Annotated in this window: 16 protein-coding genes; 6 read left to right on the top strand and 10 right to left on the bottom strand. The window is 37.7% G+C overall.

Going from position 1 to position 18,094, the window contains the following annotated elements:
- The first annotated feature begins 29 nt into the window (after positions 1-29).
- Positions 30-1,922, top strand: a complete 1,893-nt coding sequence (locus ABR854_RS01400; protein WP_064197848.1) for an amidophosphoribosyltransferase — start codon at positions 30-32, stop codon at positions 1,920-1,922.
- A 93-nt stretch (positions 1,923-2,015) separates the two neighbouring features.
- Here ABR854_RS01400 and ABR854_RS01405 read toward each other — a convergent pair whose 3' ends face one another.
- Positions 2,016-2,156, bottom strand: a complete 141-nt coding sequence (locus tag ABR854_RS01405) for a hypothetical protein (RefSeq protein WP_156511048.1) — start codon at positions 2,154-2,156, stop codon at positions 2,016-2,018.
- Positions 2,157-2,369: 213 nt separating this feature from the next.
- Between ABR854_RS01405 and ABR854_RS01410 the strand changes: the two genes are divergently transcribed.
- From ABR854_RS01410 to ABR854_RS01420, 3 genes are all read left to right on the top strand, one after another.
- Complete coding sequence (locus ABR854_RS01410) at positions 2,370-3,137, top strand: hypothetical protein (RefSeq protein WP_350263555.1); 768 nt, start codon at positions 2,370-2,372, stop codon at positions 3,135-3,137.
- A gap of 132 nt (positions 3,138-3,269) precedes the next feature.
- On the top strand, positions 3,270-4,304 hold the full coding sequence (gene hemH, locus ABR854_RS01415; protein WP_350263556.1) for a ferrochelatase: 1,035 nt from the start codon (positions 3,270-3,272) through the stop codon (positions 4,302-4,304).
- A gap of 2 nt (positions 4,305-4,306) precedes the next feature.
- The gene (locus tag ABR854_RS01420) at positions 4,307-5,332 is read left to right on the top strand and encodes an LLM class flavin-dependent oxidoreductase (protein ID WP_350263557.1); all 1,026 of its coding nucleotides are present in this window, start codon (positions 4,307-4,309) and stop codon (positions 5,330-5,332) included.
- Between the two features lie 75 nt (positions 5,333-5,407).
- On the opposite strand, the gene ABR854_RS01425 is transcribed toward ABR854_RS01420, so the two are convergent.
- From ABR854_RS01425 to ABR854_RS01450, 6 genes are all read right to left on the bottom strand, one after another.
- Positions 5,408-6,211, bottom strand: a complete 804-nt coding sequence (locus ABR854_RS01425) for a hypothetical protein (protein WP_350263558.1) — start codon at positions 6,209-6,211, stop codon at positions 5,408-5,410.
- A gap of 20 nt (positions 6,212-6,231) precedes the next feature.
- On the bottom strand, positions 6,232-6,921 hold the full coding sequence (locus ABR854_RS01430; RefSeq protein ID WP_350263559.1) for an SRPBCC family protein: 690 nt from the start codon (positions 6,919-6,921) through the stop codon (positions 6,232-6,234).
- Between the two features lie 106 nt (positions 6,922-7,027).
- A complete protein-coding gene (locus tag ABR854_RS01435; RefSeq protein WP_350263560.1) occupies positions 7,028-9,574 on the bottom strand; it encodes an immunoglobulin domain-containing protein in 2,547 nt (848 codons plus the stop codon).
- Between the two features lie 29 nt (positions 9,575-9,603).
- Positions 9,604-9,936, bottom strand: a complete 333-nt coding sequence (locus tag ABR854_RS01440) for a LytR/AlgR family response regulator transcription factor (RefSeq protein WP_350263561.1) — start codon at positions 9,934-9,936, stop codon at positions 9,604-9,606.
- A 134-nt stretch (positions 9,937-10,070) separates the two neighbouring features.
- Positions 10,071-12,842 (bottom strand): FG-GAP-like repeat-containing protein, encoded by a 2,772-nt coding sequence (locus ABR854_RS01445; protein ID WP_350263562.1) that lies wholly within the window; start codon positions 12,840-12,842, stop codon positions 10,071-10,073.
- Positions 12,843-12,864: 22 nt separating this feature from the next.
- Positions 12,865-13,140, bottom strand: coding sequence for a hypothetical protein (locus tag ABR854_RS01450; protein ID WP_350263563.1), 276 nt, complete (start codon positions 13,138-13,140; stop codon positions 12,865-12,867).
- A 199-nt stretch (positions 13,141-13,339) separates the two neighbouring features.
- On the opposite strand from ABR854_RS01450, the gene ABR854_RS01455 reads away from it, so the two are divergent.
- On the top strand, positions 13,340-13,621 hold the full coding sequence (locus ABR854_RS01455; protein ID WP_350263564.1) for a type II toxin-antitoxin system RelE/ParE family toxin: 282 nt from the start codon (positions 13,340-13,342) through the stop codon (positions 13,619-13,621).
- Between the two features lie 11 nt (positions 13,622-13,632).
- On the top strand, positions 13,633-13,926 hold the full coding sequence (locus ABR854_RS01460; protein WP_350263565.1) for a HigA family addiction module antitoxin: 294 nt from the start codon (positions 13,633-13,635) through the stop codon (positions 13,924-13,926).
- A gap of 1 nt (position 13,927) precedes the next feature.
- On the opposite strand, the gene ABR854_RS01465 is transcribed toward ABR854_RS01460, so the two are convergent.
- The 3 genes from ABR854_RS01465 to ABR854_RS01475 all read right to left on the bottom strand — a co-directional run bounded on the left by ABR854_RS01465 (position 13,928) and on the right by ABR854_RS01475 (position 18,013).
- Positions 13,928-14,659: a LytR/AlgR family response regulator transcription factor gene (locus tag ABR854_RS01465; RefSeq protein ID WP_350263566.1), complete on the bottom strand. Its 732-nt coding sequence runs from the start codon at positions 14,657-14,659 to the stop codon at positions 13,928-13,930.
- A gap of 181 nt (positions 14,660-14,840) precedes the next feature.
- On the bottom strand, positions 14,841-16,679 hold the full coding sequence (locus ABR854_RS01470) for a tetratricopeptide repeat-containing sensor histidine kinase (RefSeq protein ID WP_350263567.1): 1,839 nt from the start codon (positions 16,677-16,679) through the stop codon (positions 14,841-14,843).
- Between the two features lie 161 nt (positions 16,680-16,840).
- Positions 16,841-18,013 (bottom strand): aminotransferase class V-fold PLP-dependent enzyme, encoded by a 1,173-nt coding sequence (locus ABR854_RS01475; RefSeq protein WP_350263568.1) that lies wholly within the window; start codon positions 18,011-18,013, stop codon positions 16,841-16,843.
- Positions 18,014-18,094: the final 81 nt, after the last annotated feature.

Below are 18,094 nucleotides of genomic sequence, written 5' to 3' on the forward strand. Positions count from 1 at the left end.
TTTGCATAACCAATCTCCAAAAATTCTCAATGAGCGACGCAATTAAACACGAATGTGGCATTGCCCTTGTTCGTCTTCGCAAACCACTTCAATACTACATCGACAAATACGGTACGCCCCTTTATGGCATTCAACGATTGTATGTTTTAATGGAAAAACAATCGAATCGTGGCCAAGATGGAGCAGGAGTCGGAAATGTAAAACTTGATGTTGCCCCTGGCCATCGTTACATAAGTCGATACCGTTCCGTTGAAAATCGACCGATTGTTGATATTTTTAACAAGATTAACGAGAAATACAAAGATGTTCTTCGCAACAATCCCGACAAATTCAAAAATGCCGAATGGTTGCAAGAAAATGTAGCTTACTCAGGTGAAGTCTGGCTCGGACACCTTCGCTACGGTACACACGGCAAAAACGAAATCGAAAATTGCCATCCGATGTTGCGTCAGAGCAACTGGCGTAGCCGAAACATGTTGGTAGCAGGAAACTTCAACATGACTAATGCCGAAGAACTTTTCCATAAATTAGTAAAATTGGGTCAGCACCCGAAAGACTTGGGAGATACCGTAACCGTAATGGAGAAAATCGGACACTTCCTCGACGAAGAAAACCAAAGAGTATTCGACCGCTTCAAAGGCATCTACGAAAACCCCGCCCTCTCAGACATCATCGAAGATAACATGGATTTGCCAAGAGTACTGCACCGTGCGTGTCGTGATTTTGACGGTGGCTATGCAATGGCTGGTGTGACGGGTTTCGGTGCTTCATTTGTTGTGCGTGACCCTGCTGGAATTCGTCCAGCATATTATTGGGCAAATGATGAGGTTGTGATTGTGGCTTCTGAAAAAACGGCTATCAAAGCTGCTTTCAATGCCAATTATGATGATATTAAAGAAGTTCAGCCAGGCAATGCTTTGATTATTGACAAGCATGGCGAATACAATGAGTTTCAGATAATGAAACCATTGGAGAAAAAATCGTGTAGTTTTGAGCGTATTTATTTCTCACGTGGCTCTGACCCTCAGATTTACGAAGAGCGTAAAAAACTTGGACAATTATTGATTCCTCAGATTTTGGAAGAAATCAATTATGACCTTGAAAATACAGTTTTCTCTTACATTCCGAATACAGCCGAAAGTGCGTTTTTCGGAATGGTGGAAGGGTTAGAACAATATTTGTCCGACTGGCGTTTGAAACGCATCACCGAAGGCAATCTTTCGCCCGAAGAAATCAAGAAAGTGTTGTCTTTCCGTCCGAGAATCGAAAAATTAGTATCGAAAGATGTAAAACTTCGTACTTTTATCACTAATGATGATGAACGTGACGAAATGGTTTCGCACGTATATGAAATGACCTACGAAGTTGTGCGAAAAGGTATCGACACCGTAGTTTTGATTGATGACTCAATTGTGCGTGGAACAACCCTCGAAAAGAGTATCTTGAAAATGATTGATCGTCTTGGGCCTAAGAAAGTAATCATTGTTTCGTCGGCTCCACAGATTCGTTACCCAGATTGTTATGGTATTGATATGTCGAAGATGAAAGAATTTGTGGCTTTCAGAGCTATGCTTGATTTACTTCGCCAGAACGGTATAGAATATATGAAGCATGAGGTTTATGCACAAAGTGTAGGTGCATTGCAAACTGATAATGCTTATGAACAAAATTTCGTAAAGCAATTATACGATAAATTTACTGATGAAGAAATTTCACAGAAAGTTGCCGAAATTGTGACACCAGAAAATATGAAAGCAGAAGTTGCAATGATTTATCAGACAGTTGAAAATCTGCACAAGGCTTGTCCAAATCATATCGGAGACTGGTATTTTACAGGAAATTATCCAACTCGTGGCGGAAATAGAGTAGTGAACCGTGCGTTCGTAAACTTTATGGAAGGCAAATTGGTGAGAGCTTATTAGAATTTACGATTTATGAATGACGATTTACGAATGATTTTGTTTAACATATAATGAATAAAATCGTCATTCGTAAATCTTCATTCGTAAATCGTTTTATTTTTTCTTCTTTTTTGGTAATGTAAAAACGTTGTTTGTAACTTCTTGCATACCAATCACTCGTAACAAATCTATAATATTTACAGTTTCATTAGAGATGGGCATTGCTGGTGTCGATGAAATGGTAGAAGTATTCATTTTTATTGGAGTTTGTGTTAATGTAACAAAGTTAATGCAGAAAGCGAATATTCGCAAAATGATTTAATGTTTATTTTAGTAAATATTTATTAAACGGTATGATTCAATAAAATTAATTTGTTGATTAGTTCATGATCAAAATTAAAGCCAATAATTACTTATTTTCTTCATATTAAACTTTCAAAAAAATCAACCTTGTAAGCTAATAACACAATGAAAAAACTACTATTTACTTGTATTGTGGCTTTTTTTAGCCAATCAATTAATGCACAAGAAGCTTCGGATGCAAAGGCCATCGAAATAGCAGATAAAGTAATGACAGCGATGGGAGGTAAAAAAGCTTGGGACGAAACCCGCCATATTACTTGGAATTTTTTTGGTGCCAGAACTCTCACTTGGGACAAATGGACTGGAAATGTCAGAATTGATTTTGCAAGAGACAAATCAGTAATTTTGATGAACATCAATACCGAAACTGGAAAAGTTTTTAAGTACGGAGCCGAACAAACAGCCGCCGATTCGGTTAAGAAATATATGAAAGCAGGCAAAGGAGCTTGGATTAATGATTCATATTGGCTCACGATGCCATTTAAATTGAGAGATAATGGAGTAACGCTTAAATATTTGGGTGAAGATAAAACCGAAGCAGGTAAAGAAGCGTACTTATTACAGATGACTTTTAAAGAAGTTGGCAATACTCCAAACAATATGTATAAAGTTTGGGTTGAGAAAGAAAGTAATTTATTGACTCAGTGGGCATATTTTGCAAAGTCAACTGACGAAAAACCAGGATTTACTCGTCCGTGGACAGATTACAAGCCTTATGGTAAAATTATCTTGTCAGGCGAGCGTGGCGACCGTGACCTAACCGAAATCAAGGTTTTTGAAACTTTACCTGAATCAATTTACACAGATTTCAAAAAGCCAGATTTCAGCAAAGCAAAAGATTATAATAAGAAAAAAGATAAAATAGAGTTTTAAAATTAAAAAATTAAGAATTAAGAATTGAGAATTAAGAATGCGGAAATAAACTTAAAGAGATAATATTTTAATTTTTTTATAAGAAATCCATCATTCTTAATTCTTAGTTCTACATTCTTCATTCTTGAAGAAATGGTTGGAAAAACAGGAGTTTTGATAGTAAATTTAGGTACTCCCGATAGCCCGAGTGTGCCTGATGTAAGGAAATATTTGAGAGAGTTTTTGATGGATGGTCGAGTAATTGACTTTCCTTTTATACCTCGCTGGATGCTGGTTAATTTGATTATTGCACCATTCCGTTCGCCAAAATCTGCCAAAATCTATAAAGAATTATGGACAGAAAATGGTTCACCATTGAAAATCTACGGCGAAGCTAACGAAAAACAACTTCAAGAAGCATTAGGCGACGAATATGTGGTGAAATTGGCTATGCGTTATCAAAGCCCAAGTATTGAGTCTGGGTTGAAAGCACTGCAAGAAATGGGTGTGAGTAATATCATCGTGATTCCATTTTTTCCGCAATATGCTTCGGCTACAACTGGTTCGGTTTACGAAGAAGTAATGCGAATCGTGACGAAGTGGCAAGTAATTCCCGAAATTAAGTTCTTAAATTACTTCTACAATCACCCAAAATTCATCAATGCCTTTGCAGAAATGGGGAAAAAGCATTTGGCAGAGAATGATTATGAGCATGTGATTTTTAGTTATCACGGAATTCCTGCACGTCATATACGTAAGGGCGATTGTACTGGAAATACTTGTAAGCTCGGTTCGTGTTGTGATTCAATTACTGCTATGAATCAGCACTGCTATCGTGCTGAGTGTTTTGAAACAACTCGGCTTTTAGTTAAAGAATTGGGTTTGAAAGAAGGAACCTATACAACTTGCTTCCAATCGAGACTTGGTCGCGAAACTTGGATTCAACCTTACACCGAAGATGTTGTGAAAGATTTAGCTAAGAAAGGTATTAAAAAAGTTTTGGCGTTTTCGCCAGCTTTTGTGGCCGATTGTTTAGAAACGACACTTGAAGTAGGAGAGGAATATAAAGAATTATTTGAAGAAAACGGCGGCGAACATTGGCAGTTAGTAGAAAGTTTGAATGACTCTGATGCTTGGATTGAGTTATTGGTTGATTTAGTGAAAGAAAAACAAGGAGTGGTTGCATAAAAATGGAAATAGGAATTGATAGTTTTGCGGCGGTTTTAAAAAATAATCAAGGCGAAACGATAAGTAGCGAGCAGTCGATAAAAGAATTACTCGAAAGAATACAAAAAGCTGATGAAGTTGGACTCGATGTTTTTGGTATTGGAGAACACCATCGTAAAGAATTTCTTGATTCAGCACCGACAATGATTTTGGCTGCTGCTGCTGCTCGAACCAAACGTATAAAATTGACAAGTGCCGTTACTGTTTTGAGTGCGATTGACCCAGTAAGAGCATTTCAAAATTTTGCTACACTTGATTTAATCTCGCAAGGTCGTGCCGAAATGGTAGTTGGGCGTGGTTCGTTTACCGATGCCTTTCCACTTTTTGGTTTGAAATTAGAAGATTATGACGAACTTTTTACTGAAAAATTAGACCTTTTACTCAAAATTAGAGAAAATGAGGTTATAAATTGGAAAGGAAGATTTCGACCTGCCCTCTATAATCAAGCCATTTATCCAAGACCTTTGCAAGAGAAACTACCAATCTGGATAGGAGTAGGCGGAACTCCGCAATCGTTTGTGCGAGCAGGAATGTTGGGTTTACCATTGATGGTGGCAATTATTGGCGGAGAAACGCACCGTTTCAGACCATTGATTGACCTCTACCGAAATGCTGGTTTGAAAGCAGGTCATTCGCTTGACCAACTGCAAGTTGGTTTGCATTCATTAGGTTATGTGGCCGAAACTACCGAAGATGCTCACGAAGAATTTTACCCAGGCTATGCTGAAATGTTTACGAATATTGGGAAAGAAAGAGGCTGGCCGCCAGTTAGGCGAGAGCATTTCGATTCACAAACTACTAAACTCGGAGCATTTTTAATTGGAAATCCCGAAGAAGTAGCCGAAAAAATACTTCGTCATAGCGAAGCATTAGGTGGAATTACAAGAGTAACATTCCAAATGGACAATGCTGGACTTACACACGAAAAACTAATGAAAGCCATAGAATTGATTGGAACTAAAGTATCGCCGATTGTGAATGGGAAGTAAATAATCAAAATTTATAAAAAATGCTCTATTCTTTTCCGAATAGAGCATTTTTTGTTTTAATATAATGTTCACAACTTAATTTTTAATCACACTATTATAATAACTTTTCAGTGAACTTAATTTTGAATAACCGCCTGTCAAGACCATTTTAGCAGATTCTTTTACTTCACACCAACCCAAGTTTTTTGTAGGAGCAATACCAAAAATAGTTTGGTAAATGCAGTTTACTTGAATCGGTAAAATTCGATTGGGTAAGCTGCTACCAAATTCGCCGATGTAGCCAATGGGTGAAGAAAGTAATAATCTGAGTGTGATTTTTTTAGGGTCTAATTTCTCAAATTGGTCAGTATTATTGATTAAAAGTGGTGGTATGAGTTCTGCCGAATGGCTCAGCATTCGTATCAGTCCTCCCAGCATCAAGAATGTTTTTGAGACTAAAATTGAATCTGATAGACCAATGATTTGGATACTAAAAATAGCTGTTAAATAGGTAAGGATTCCGATGATAATAAAAAAAAGGCCAAACTTTTTATCGCCGATAAAGACAGATTGAATCAAAATGGCAATTAGTGCGATAAGTGGAACGCTCCAATGCCAACTTTCAAAAATAATAAACCATAAAACTGCTTCGATGATAATGGTAGAATGAGTAATTTTTGTTGCCCACGTGGTATGTAAAAGTACATAACCGATTGACTGATAGTCTAAATCAATATTAGTTTCAGGTTTGAAAACGTTGTGTAAAGGCAAATACTTTCCGACGATTCTATCAGGCAGTAGGTTGCACGCAACATAAAGAATTACTGTTGAGGTGAGTGTAAATACCCAAATCTGATTAATGATAGCTTGATGTTGGGATAGCCAATTAAAGAGTGTCATTTTGATTTGATTTAGGGTGTTTAGATTTTATTTATTAGGGCAGTATTTTGAGAATCTGATAGTTTTTGATGAGTTTTTGTGCCACCTTTCTCGAAAAATGTAATGATACTTTCAAATTGGTGAATGAGATATTGGGGCATTATTTTATTCATCATAAATGAAGGAAAAAATCCGCCTTGATTTTCTCTATCAATCAAAACCAATTGGCTTGTTCCATCATTATTTGCCTCGAAAAGATGCCCGCCCCACCAATCAATTCGCTCAAAACCTTTTGGTACTGGAAGTTCTTCCCAAATGATAGACCTAAAACTGGTTTGAATCGTTTTATCATCAATTTTTCTTGACCACTGAATATACAATAGGTCTCTTTTTGAAATGAATGGTTTGTTAGGGTCGAATTGCTGATAGATAATTTGTGTGTTTTCATCAATAATCTTTACTACATATCCGCCAGTATATTCGGCCGTCCAGTAATGGTGAAAATCAATCATTTGATTGGTAAAAACTTCAAAAACTTCCTCATGATTGGCTGCAACTTTGGGTAATCGCCATCTGAAAAGGTCATTTTTATCATCCTCAAAAGGCCTCTGCCAGATACTGATTCCGCCCTTTTGGGTTCTTTCTTTCCAGCCTTCTTCAGTAGTCATTAGAGTGAGGTCTTTATTGAGCCATTTTTCTTTATTTAATTGCCAATCATGTAAAGTTATCATTGCTAAAAACCTTGTTTTAAGGCTTATCTAAGTTAGTAAAAAATAATAGCAATGCCAAAATGCTTAAAGCGAAAATTGACATAGCAAAACGAATTTTAAAAGACTTCTAGTTACCACACCCACCAATCCTCGCCATGAAGTTACTGCCACTTTTTGCCTCGAATCCTGGGTTGAAAGTCAGTGAGTTTCCTGCCTTATATAATACACTTGCAGGCGAGAATATTTTATTAGTTGCGGTGATTGTCGTATTGGCTATCTGGAATGAATCGGTTGTATAATTTGAGGTTAAATTCAAAACGGTTGAAGGAGTTCCGACTACAACCATTTTGCTCGCAACTCTTGCAGGTACGTGATTGAGGCTTTCGCAACCTACATAATAGACAGTATTTGAAGTAGGATTGACTGTCACGGTTCCTCCACTTGCCACTACGATTCCACCCGTGAAAGAAGTGTACCAATTCGTTGTATAATTAAACGGACAAGTAGCTGTCAGTGTAACAGGTGAACCTGTACAAACCGCAGTATTATTGGCACTTACAGTTGATGGGGGTGGAGCAGCATAACCAACACTGGCAAAAATACTTGATTTAATAGCGGGTTCACATTCAGTATAAAGTCTAAATTCGAGATTTGGAAAATTTACGTCACTGGTAGGGTAGCGGCGTGAGACATTCACATCATAGTTTTGTACTCGGCATGAATTTGCTGGAATAGTGAATGCACCAAATTCTGAGCCAGTACTTCCTGCTGCGGTAATCAACAAATCGCTACTATTCGATTGAGCCACAAAACCTAATCTATAATCACGAGCTTCAGTCGTATTATTATTACAGACTCGCACTTGAAAAGAAGCTGGGGTTCCGAGTGTTACATTCTGAACATTTATTGCATTCTGGCTCGTTCCAACAATTTCAAGACGTGGTTGGTCTCGTTGGTAGCCTCCTTCGTAGGGGCAAGAGGTTCTTGTGAGAGCCTCATCTATTAAAAATATGGGTGTTCCGTATGATTTATCTTTTACAATTTTTATTCTAAAGCTATCACCTGCATCATTATCTTGCAAAGTATAGGCAATGGTTGTGCTACTGTTATTAGAATTAGAAACAGATGCCCCTCTGGTTTTTTTTGTTTTGAATTCATATCCGCCTGCTACTCCTGAGCCACCAACTTTTACGACGAAACTCAATCCTGCTCCCAACTCTAAAAAATGGCTTACCTCATAAGTGTCTGTGGTGGAGATAGATTGCGTCACAGAAGTTGTACGTGACTGTCCACTTCCCAATGTAAATGGAGCTTCAATAACAGGAGAAGTGGGGTCATTGATATTGGTGCTATCCTTTTTCAAGACTTGCTCCCAAATTTTTATCTGACTTTGGGCTTGATGCCTCATCTTTGGGGTATTTGACATGTTATTCATAATGGCACGGTTGAGGGAAATATCATTCAAAATGTCACTTTTTGTGTAATAAAATGGAGTTGCCGAACCTGGCACTAATCCAAAAATAACGGACGAATCTCTTACAACTGAGACTGTGGGTGTGGAATTAATTGCAATAATTGGAAACATACCATAGGCAATATCAGATGAATAGCCAATATAAATAGAGCCTTCGTTGGCTCGAGCATTGCCAGGAACGGTTGAAATGGCATTTAAAACTGAAACACAATTTTGTTTACCACTCGATTTCATAAGGGTTGAGCCTCCACCGCCACTTAGTGATGCCGTTACAGAAAATTCATAATTGACTGATACAAATAACCCTGCCGAGCCTGCAATGCCTAAAGTAACGTCCAGTTTTCCGTTGTTCGTTTCATCGGTCGTCAGAGATTCACTCATACTACGACAGGCTTCTTGGTTTGTCTGGAAAGTTACCGAACTCATATCCCCCGGAGGATTATGTAATATGAATTGTGGAATGGCGGGTTCTCTGATATACCCTTTAATAGCTACAGGATTTGCTTGTGAAGGTGTAATCATAGGACCTTCTACCACAAAAGGAATTACCACTCTGTATTTATTATATCTTGGAACATTATAAAACTCGTCACGCTGCCAAAGACCAAATGTAAATACATACCAACTTTTGAAACGACCTAAATTGAATGTGAGTGACGAAGTATAAGTAACTACCTTTGTGTTTCCACCATTTTCGTAAGTAGTATTGGAATTAGATAAAATTTGGCTGGTTTGGTTTGGATAGTTGGTTATATCCTCTTGACCAGCATATGCCTGGATACTCTGGTCATCATCTCCACTGGTAGGTGGATATTGATAACCACCATTAGTATCAATGTAAGGGCTGATATAGTTCCCTGCTTGTAGTTTAAATGCAAACGTTAGATTGAATGCTTCGCCTGATTTTGCTTTAAGGTATTTTTCTTGTGGGGTGCTATTCAAAACTTCCTGAATCATTTGTTCTTGCGTAAGATAATTATAGTTTTCATCTTGCGTTCTGCCTAATGAAATAATTTGAATCCCTGAACTGGCTACATTTCCATTGCTACCTGTTACATATATAGTATCAACAGGTAAAAACTCACCAGGTCTTACTAAGTTAGGAGGTAATTTAATGGGGATTTTTAGCTGTTGGGCAAATGAGGCTTGAAAAAACAGAATAGAAATAATTGTTAATGCTTTTGTATAATTTGCTTTCATGGCTAATGCTTTTTTAGATAATTTAATTGTTACTGAATGATTTTTAAGAAAGCCTCACTTTTTCGTCTTGAAAGAGCTATTTGTTCGTTGTTTTTGAGCAAAATCTTACCATAACTACCTGTTTGGGTCTTTCCTTCAAAATCCATCATAAAATCTAAATTGAAAATTATTGAGCGGTTGGGTCTGAAAAACTGAAAGTCTTTCAAGCGTTTTTCGATTTTGCCGAGCGAAGTTGAAGAAAGTATTTTACTACCATCTTTTAGATAGATAATAGTATAGTTGCTATCTGACTTGAGCATCAGAATACTTGACGATGGAATATTTTTTCGGCTGCCAAGATGAATAAGATTGTTAGTTTTCATGGGTATCTATAAAAAGTTCAAGCATTGTTGAAATGAAGTACGAGTAAATGTGCTTATTCAAAAAAGCATTAAGGACGAACCGCCTTCAAAACTGTCCGAAGGGAACAGTTTATTTACCAGAAGATTTTGAGCATCTAATTACACCCACCAGTGGCAGCACTGAAGACTGTACCGCCATCAGCTCTAAAACCTGCATTTAATTCTACGGATTTTGCTCGGTAATCGACTTTGGCTGTGCCAGTTACTTTGTTCGTGGCGGTTATTTTACCATTCACACTCGAAGCGGTTTTTAATGTAGTTCCAGTTGAGTAGTCGTCGGTAGGGCTTGTTAGATTTACCAAAGCGGCATTTGAGCCAGCGTTTATGGTAATACTTGCTGGATTGGTGCAACCATATACATTTCCAAGAGTAACTGTATAAGTTCCAGGGCTTGTAACAACGATAGTTGGTGATAATGCTCCAGTTGACCAAAGCACCTCATTTACAGGAGATGTAGCAGGTACTTGCCAAGTCGGACTGTTTACTAATGTCCCATTGTTACCGTTGCCCGTTGCATCGGTGGTTGTTGTACCTGTCCCTTCGTCAAATTTGTAATAGGCAACCAAACCGAAACTATTGGTAGGCACCGACTGATTTAACCAATAGAGAATTTCGCCTTCGGCTCTTGCATAGTTCCATATCCTTAGCTCGTCCATTTTGCCATTAAAATGATTACAAACACAAAAAGTAGGTTGCTGCCTGCCGATATTCAAAGGCTGATTATCTTGTGCAATAGTTACACCCGAATAAACTCCTGAAGCCACTCCATTGATGTAAAATGTAAGGGTGCCATTATCGAAACTAATCGCCACGTGTGTCCATGTATTTTCGGGGACACTATTCGTAGAATATATCCAAGTTCCAGTACTAAGACTGTAAAATCCCATTTTATTGGCATTTCCATTGGCGTTTAATGACCATAAATGGTCGTAATTTCCCTTATCCAAAATGGTTGAGTTCACTCCCGAATAATTTACCCAAACCTCCATCATAAAAGCAGTTCCGAAATTAAAGCTGGCACTGTGCGGAACGGTAACGTATTGACTATTAGCTCTGACAAAATTCAAAGCATTGTTATTGCCAATATTAGAATTGAGCATAACTGAACCACCGCTACAAATCGTAGTAGCTCCATTTGCTGTAAGATTCAACGCCGGTGGTACAGGGTTTACATTGACACCCACATTCACAAAGCTACTTACAGACCCTGCTTGCTCACATCGAACCTTGTAAAATGTTGGTATAGGTACAGTAAGTATTTGGGTGGTATAGGGCGAGCCTGCAAATAGAAAAGCATTGGAATTGAAATCGTACCAATTTGGTGTTCCTACATTACAAGTAGCTGATAATGAAGCAGTTTGATTTGCACAAATTGTTGGGGTAGAAGTGCCTGTTGGGGCAGTAACCGGGGTGAATACATAGCGTAAAACTGAAATGTTATTCGAAGTTTGATTGGTAACGGCTAAATCTGGTCGGGTATCGCCGTCTAAATCTCCGATACATACATAACGTGGTCCTGTGGCAGTCGTAAAATCAACTTTGGCTGCAAATGAGCCGGCATCAATGATACCACTTGTGGCGGTATTTCGATAAATAGACACCGTGTTGGTTCCTAAATTGACAGCCAATAAATCTAATTTTCCATCTCCATCAATATCAGCCAAGTTGGTTGCCGAGCAAGAAGTTCCGGTAGTGATGTCAAATTTAGCAGCGAAAGAATTGGCATCGATGGTGCCGCTTGTAGCCTTATTTCTAAGAATAGACATCGAATTACCAGTAAAATTAGCGACTGCAAGGTCGGCTTTATTATCACCGTCAATATCACCAATACTAAAACCAAATGGAAGTGCACCCGTATTAAAATCCACTTTGGCAGCAAATGAACTGGCATCAATGGTGCCGCTTGTGGCAGTATTCCGCAAAATCGAAACGGTGCTTAATCCGTTGTTATTGACAGCAATATCTAATTTTCCATCACCATCAAAATCTGCACTACCTATATAGGTCGAGTTATTGCCCGCCGTCAAAACGAAATCTACCTTTGCATTGAAAGAAATACTCCCGCTTGTCGAAGTATTTTTTAAAACCGACATATTAATGTTGGAATGAGCGATGGCCAAATCAGGTTTTCCATCACTATCAAAATCAGCGATGCAAACCGAGCGAGGCCCTGTATTGGTCGCAAAATCAACTTTAGTCGCAAAATTGATAAATCCGATGGAAGAGGTATTGCGAAGGATAGAAATAGTATTACTGTTAAAATTGGTAACCACCAAATCGAGTTTCCCATCACCATCTACATCGCCTACAGCTATACCACGAGGGTTTGTACCAGTCGAAATATCTATTTTTGTTGCAAAAGAGCTATTATCGATACTACCAGCGGTAGAGGTATTTCTGAGTATCGAAATATTACCTGCACTAAAATTTACCGTTACCATATCGGTTTTTCCATCTCCGTCCAAATCGCCCGTTGCCATATTCAATGATTCGGTATTTGCCCCAAAATCAACTTTGGTTTCAAAAGTACTGCTCGCAACGCTTCCACCTGTGAAGGTTACGTGGAATGGCTTTACTGTGTAGCCAAACAATCCGTTTGAGGCGTTAAGTACTGAAATCGGCTGATTAGTAGCTCCAACTGGTACAGTTACAGTCAAGCTTGTACTCGATGCTGCCGACACCGTGGCTTTGGTTGCTCCAAAATAGACTACGTTTTGGATGGCAGTCGAATTGAAGTTGGTGCCTGTGATTGTAACAGAAGTTCCAATTGGTCCGCTCGCAGGTGAGAAGTTTGTAATGATTGGCTTTTGAGCTTGGATTTGTAGAGATAAAAGTATGACTAAGAAAAGGTAAATGCTTATTTTCATGGCTTTTGAGTTGAGAATGTTTTTAAGAGAGTTCCCGATATATTTTATTTACTTCAGCTTTTGGAATAAAGCCGTTTTCCAATGCTAAAGGCATTAAAATATCGACGTATTTGCTAAAAACTTCGGTAGATTTCCAAACATCAGCTATTAAGATTTCACTTTCATTGACAGAAGCAAAATGATGTAATCTTTCATGAAGTAAGTGTTTTCCGGCATGGCTAAGGTCTTGTGCAAAAGCATCGTAGTGCAATGTTGAAGAACCTTTGAGGTGTACGATTACCAAGATTTTTTGCATCATCAGGTTTTGTTTTAGATAATCATGTAGCTGAAAATCTTGATGCAAAAGAGGGCAGGAAGTTGGTCTTGAAAAACAGATCAAGGATGAAGACTACTGAAAAGTGTCCGAAGGGGGTAGATTTTTTACCGAATAAGTTTAATAGTTTTGAAAATAAAATTTTATACTTACTTTTGCCGTTAGTAACTTAGGACGATATTAAATGATTTGTTCATTCAGAAACTCAGATACAGAAAAAATTTGGGATGGTATAAGGGTCAAAAAGCTACCTTTAGAGATTCAAGAAATTGGAAGAAGAAAACTTAGAATGTTGAACAACTCTACAAATATCAACGATTTAAGGATTCCGCCTGCTAATAGACTTGAAAAGCTAAGTGGAAAAGCATCCGATTTTTATAGTATCCGAATAAATGACCAATGGAGAATTGTTTTTAAATGGATAAATGGAAACGCCTTTGAGGTTGAGATAGTCGATTATCATTAAATCAAAATAGTATGGAAAAATTAAGAAATATTCATCCTGGCGAAATCCTTCAAGAAGAGTTTTTGATACCACTTTCAGTTTCTACATATCGATTATCGAAAGAAATTGATGTTCCGCAGACAAGGCTTTCTGAAATTATTAAAGGAAAAAGGAGAATCACAGCCGATACAGCCATTAGGTTAAGTAAATATTTTGGGAATTCCGCAAAATTTTGGCTTGGACTACAAGATGACTATGATTTAGAAGAAGCGATGATATCGAATATTGAGGGTTTTTCAAATATACAAACCTTAGCAATTGCGTAACTCAAATCATATTCAGTCTATTTAATAGATCTTTTCTCAATTCTTTACTGAGGGGTAGAATCGTTTTATCAACCGTGATATGATTTTGAGCTACTTCGTTGATGTGCTTGATATTGACGATGTAAGACCGATGAATACGTTGGAATTGCTGAGGAGGCAATTTGTCTTCCATATTTTTGAGGGTATTTACCAATAAATAAGTATTTCCTTTGGTATAAACCTGACAATAATTGCGGTCGGCTTCAAGGTAATAAATGTCTTCAATAATGATTTTGACCATTACTTCGTTGTGGCGAACAAAAATTCGGTCGTCTAATACAAATTTTTCTACGTTTGATTGAGGCTCACTTTTTTCTGCGAGAATTTTCTCCCCTGCCAGTTCGATGGCGTGTTTTAGGTCTAACTTTTTGAAGGGTTTCGATAAAAACGCATAAGGATTAGTCGCCTTGGCTCGTGTAAAATGAGCTACGTCGGTGTTAGCAGTCAGATAAATTATCGGAATTGAGCCATATAGTTGCATTTGAGTTGCGGTTTCGATACCGTCCAGCTCGCCTTTCAAGTTAATATCCATCAGTACCAAATCCGGTTTATCGGTCTTGATGGCATTGATGGCATCTTCACCGCGTGGGATAATTCCCAGAATTTCGTAACCAATTTTCTCTAATTGCATCGCCAAATTGGCTGCAATAATCATTTCATCTTCAACAATCAGTATTTTTAATGGAATTTGCATGTTTTTTTGTTACTGGAAAACTTGTTATTGGTTATTGGAAAACTTGTTATTGGTTACTGGGCAACTGGTTATTGGTTACTGGGCAACTGGTTATTGGTTATTGGTTACTGGGCAACTGGTTTAGTTTGGAATTGGTTGATTTATGACCAGTAACCAATTTTCTAATAACCAATAACTAATTTCAGGCTGCCATCTGTCTTTTAAAATTTATCGAAATGATTGTACCTTCTTGCACTTCTTGGGTTAGTTTTCCACCGATTTGTCGAGTGAGCAAATCTACTAATTGAGTGCCAAATCCAGTACCTTTTGCTTTTGTGTCGAGACTTTTTCCGATGCCATTATCGCTTATTTTCAGTGTCAGATTATCTTTATCAATATTTTCGAGACTTAATTTAATTGTGCCTTTTTTACCATTCGGGAAGGCATATTTTAATGAGTTTGTCAAAAGTTCATTCACAATTAAACCCACAGGCACGGCGGTATCTACATCTAATTCTATTTCGTTCATGTCAATATCAACCTCAATTCGCTCAGTTTCGTTATAAGAATCGAGGATATTCTCACAAAGATTCTGAAAATAATTCTTCATCTCGATAAACGCCAAATGCTCGCTTTGATAGAGTTTTTGGTGCAAAATGCCCATGCTTTGCACTCGGTTTTGGCTTGCCAGCATGGCATCTTGTATTTCGGGGTCTTCGATTTTGGCTGATTGCAATGCCAAAAGGCTCGAAACTACTTCTAAATTATTTTTTACCCGATGGTGGATTTCTTTGAGAAGCAATTCGTTTTCTGCATTTTTGGCGGTGAGTTGGTTAAGTGTAGTTTCGAGCGTGATATTCTGTGAATTTATTTTTTCTTTTTGTTCTTGCAAAATGGTGTTCGCTTTTTGTTTTTGGCGGTTATTGCGGTAAAGTATAAAAGCAGTCAGAAGGGCTGTGAATAGCAGACCAATGACTGTGTTGAATCGCAATTCGTTTTTGGCATAAACAGCCGCTAAATTTAGGTCTTCGATGCGTTGTTTTTCTTTGATTTCTAATATTTTGACCTGTTTATTTTTCTCAATGTTTGTTACTGTATCTTTGGCTGCCATCGAGAGTTTGAGGTAATCAAAAGCTTTTATTGGATTGTTTTTTTCAAAAATCTGTGAAAGCAAACCTGCCGAATTCATTACTACCAAATAGTTTCGTAGTTGTTTTGCTCCATCAAGAGCTTTTTCGGCATAAATTTTAGCTGAATCTGGCTTTGATTGTGCAAAATAGATTTGTGCGAGTTCGTTTTGAACTTCATTCGTAAAAAAGTCTAATCGGTCTTCTTCTGATTTTTCGATAATCTGTTTGCAATAGCTGATAGCTTCGTTGAAGTTTTTGAGTTTGCTACTGATACGAGCGAGAACTAACTTCGGATAACCTTCTTGCATTGGAAAAAACTTTTTGGAGTAATTGAGCGTTTCTGTGGCGAGAGTCTCAGCAGAATCTAATTTATTTTCTCTTTCATATTCTTGTGAAAGCAAAAACATCGCACTCCATTGCGTAAAAGGGTCGGTTACTCGCATTTTTGGGTGAAAATATGATTTCCTTGCCCACTTCAATGCTGCTTTATCATCACCCAGTTTTTGATAAAGTAAGCCCATCATATTGATACCAAAAACCTCTCGAATAGGAGCGTGGGTTCTACTCAGTTCCATCTGTTGGTAAGCAGATTTAAAACCAATATCGAATGATGAAGTAATGGCATAAGAAAAACAAAGTGCCTCTAAACATTCAATTTCTCCGATTGGAAACTGGGCTTTTTGGGCTAATGCTAAGCCTTTACTAGCAAAACTGATAGATTCTGAGGTGTTGCTGAGTGTAGTTGCTCTACTAATCCAATAAAATGCGTGTACTTTGGCTGTATCATTTGCACTACTATTGATTACATTTTTAAGGCTATCAAATGTCGATTTATTCAGTGGGGCTGGCTGAGCAAAAACAGAAATAACCGAAGACAAAGCTATAATAAAAAAGGGTATAAGTTTTTTCATAGGGAGCAGTTGTTGGTAAAGAGTTTTAGATATCTGATTACTATTTTTAGTTTTTAGGTCTGTTCTTATGCAAATTAGGGAAAAACTTTATTAATAAAATAAAAAGCCCCTTTTAATCATAAAGACCAAAAGGGGACAGAATGTTTTGAAGGTATTTTTTATTAAAGGTTTTTCTTTAAAACATCTACTAATGCCCACAAGTCAGCTTCGGAGTTATAGACATTTTGTGAAACACGAATGGCAACACCACGATTGGAAACAAAAATTTTATTGGCTGAGAGTTGTTCTGTAAAGGCTTGATTATTAATTGATTCTGGTAAAGCAATACCCAATAAATGATTGGCTCGGTTAGCTAAATTTTCTACCCAACAACCTAATTCTTGAAGAGCTTTTAGTGGTTTTTCTATGATTTCGGCACAATAGTTTTGCATATTATTTACGCCCCAATTTAAAATCTGTGTCAGTGAATCTTCAATCATTGGTACTTGAATAAATTGCGTATGTTCGCCCATATTGTAGCGTTGGGCTTTTGGTCTGTATGCTCGCTCGTAGCGTATGAGTTGGGCAAAATTATCGCTTTCGGCTCGGTGCATCCAAGATTCTTCGACGGGTACGCCTCCATCAAAAAACTCTCCGAAATAGGCCATACCGATGCTGTAAGGTCCTAAAAGCCACTTATAACCTGCACAAATGAGGGCATCTGGCTGAATTTTCTGAATATCAAAATCTAATATTCCGACCGATTGAGTACCATCAATGACAAATAAAGCACCCACTTCTTTACAGCGTTTTGAAATAGCTTCCAAATTGAATTTTACGCCGTAAATCCAATGTATATGGGGCATAACAACCATCGCAGTTTCGGTATTGATACCTTCTAAAATTGCTTGATTCCACATTCCACCACGATTTTCGAGAGTATCGGGTTTGGCGATAGTTTTAAATGCTAAATTATGTTTCTGACAAACACGGTCGAAGGCATAAACATTATTCGGAAATTCATCTTGAATCTGAATTATGTGTTTTTTAGCTGAAAGATTGGGCAAATGATGCACATTATTAGCAACAACGGCCATTCCGTAAGAAACCGAAGATATTACTGCAATTCGCTCATAATCAGGCTCATTGATGAGTTGAGCGAATAGTCTTTGTACTTTCTGAGGTAAAGCAAAATGGTCGCTACCTTTGATGAGATGCGTATGCGATGCTTTTAATTGAATGCCTTCAATTCCTCTTTCGACCGAACTTTTAAGGGTAGGAGAGTAGGCCGCACCGTTGAGATAAGTTACGCCTTCTTCAATAGAAAATAGATGTTTTTGGTTTGACAGAGCCATAGTATTTATTTGCTGATGGTTAGTATAAACAACTGTGGCACACTTCAAAGTGTGCCACAGTTTATCTTGCAACAAAAATAA

Source organism: Emticicia sp. W12TSBA100-4 (assembly GCF_040253585.1).
In the GTDB taxonomy this organism is placed as follows: Bacteria; Bacteroidota; Bacteroidia; order Cytophagales; family Spirosomataceae; genus Emticicia.

Coding starts and splice junctions, on each gene's coding strand:
- ABR854_RS01460 (WP_350263565.1), top strand. CDS start 13,633: ATGGAAAAATTAAGAAATATTCATCCTGGCGAAATCCTTCAAGAAGAG.
- ABR854_RS01420 (WP_350263557.1), top strand. CDS start 4,307: ATGGAAATAGGAATTGATAGTTTTGCGGCGGTTTTAAAAAATAATCAA.
- ABR854_RS01465 (WP_350263566.1), bottom strand. CDS start 14,659: ATGCAAATTCCATTAAAAATACTGATTGTTGAAGATGAAATGATTATT.
- ABR854_RS01410 (WP_350263555.1), top strand. CDS start 2,370: ATGAAAAAACTACTATTTACTTGTATTGTGGCTTTTTTTAGCCAATCA.
- ABR854_RS01400 (WP_064197848.1), top strand. CDS start 30: ATGAGCGACGCAATTAAACACGAATGTGGCATTGCCCTTGTTCGTCTT.
- ABR854_RS01435 (WP_350263560.1), bottom strand. CDS start 9,574: ATGAAAGCAAATTATACAAAAGCATTAACAATTATTTCTATTCTGTTT.
- ABR854_RS01425 (WP_350263558.1), bottom strand. CDS start 6,211: ATGACACTCTTTAATTGGCTATCCCAACATCAAGCTATCATTAATCAG.
- ABR854_RS01430 (WP_350263559.1), bottom strand. CDS start 6,921: ATGATAACTTTACATGATTGGCAATTAAATAAAGAAAAATGGCTCAAT.
- ABR854_RS01475 (WP_350263568.1), bottom strand. CDS start 18,013: ATGGCTCTGTCAAACCAAAAACATCTATTTTCTATTGAAGAAGGCGTA.
- ABR854_RS01445 (WP_350263562.1), bottom strand. CDS start 12,842: ATGAAAATAAGCATTTACCTTTTCTTAGTCATACTTTTATCTCTACAA.
- ABR854_RS01440 (WP_350263561.1), bottom strand. CDS start 9,936: ATGAAAACTAACAATCTTATTCATCTTGGCAGCCGAAAAAATATTCCA.
- ABR854_RS01470 (WP_350263567.1), bottom strand. CDS start 16,679: ATGAAAAAACTTATACCCTTTTTTATTATAGCTTTGTCTTCGGTTATT.
- hemH (WP_350263556.1), top strand. CDS start 3,270: ATGGTTGGAAAAACAGGAGTTTTGATAGTAAATTTAGGTACTCCCGAT.
- ABR854_RS01450 (WP_350263563.1), bottom strand. CDS start 13,140: ATGATGCAAAAAATCTTGGTAATCGTACACCTCAAAGGTTCTTCAACA.
- ABR854_RS01405 (WP_156511048.1), bottom strand. CDS start 2,156: ATGAATACTTCTACCATTTCATCGACACCAGCAATGCCCATCTCTAAT.
- ABR854_RS01455 (WP_350263564.1), top strand. CDS start 13,340: ATGATTTGTTCATTCAGAAACTCAGATACAGAAAAAATTTGGGATGGT.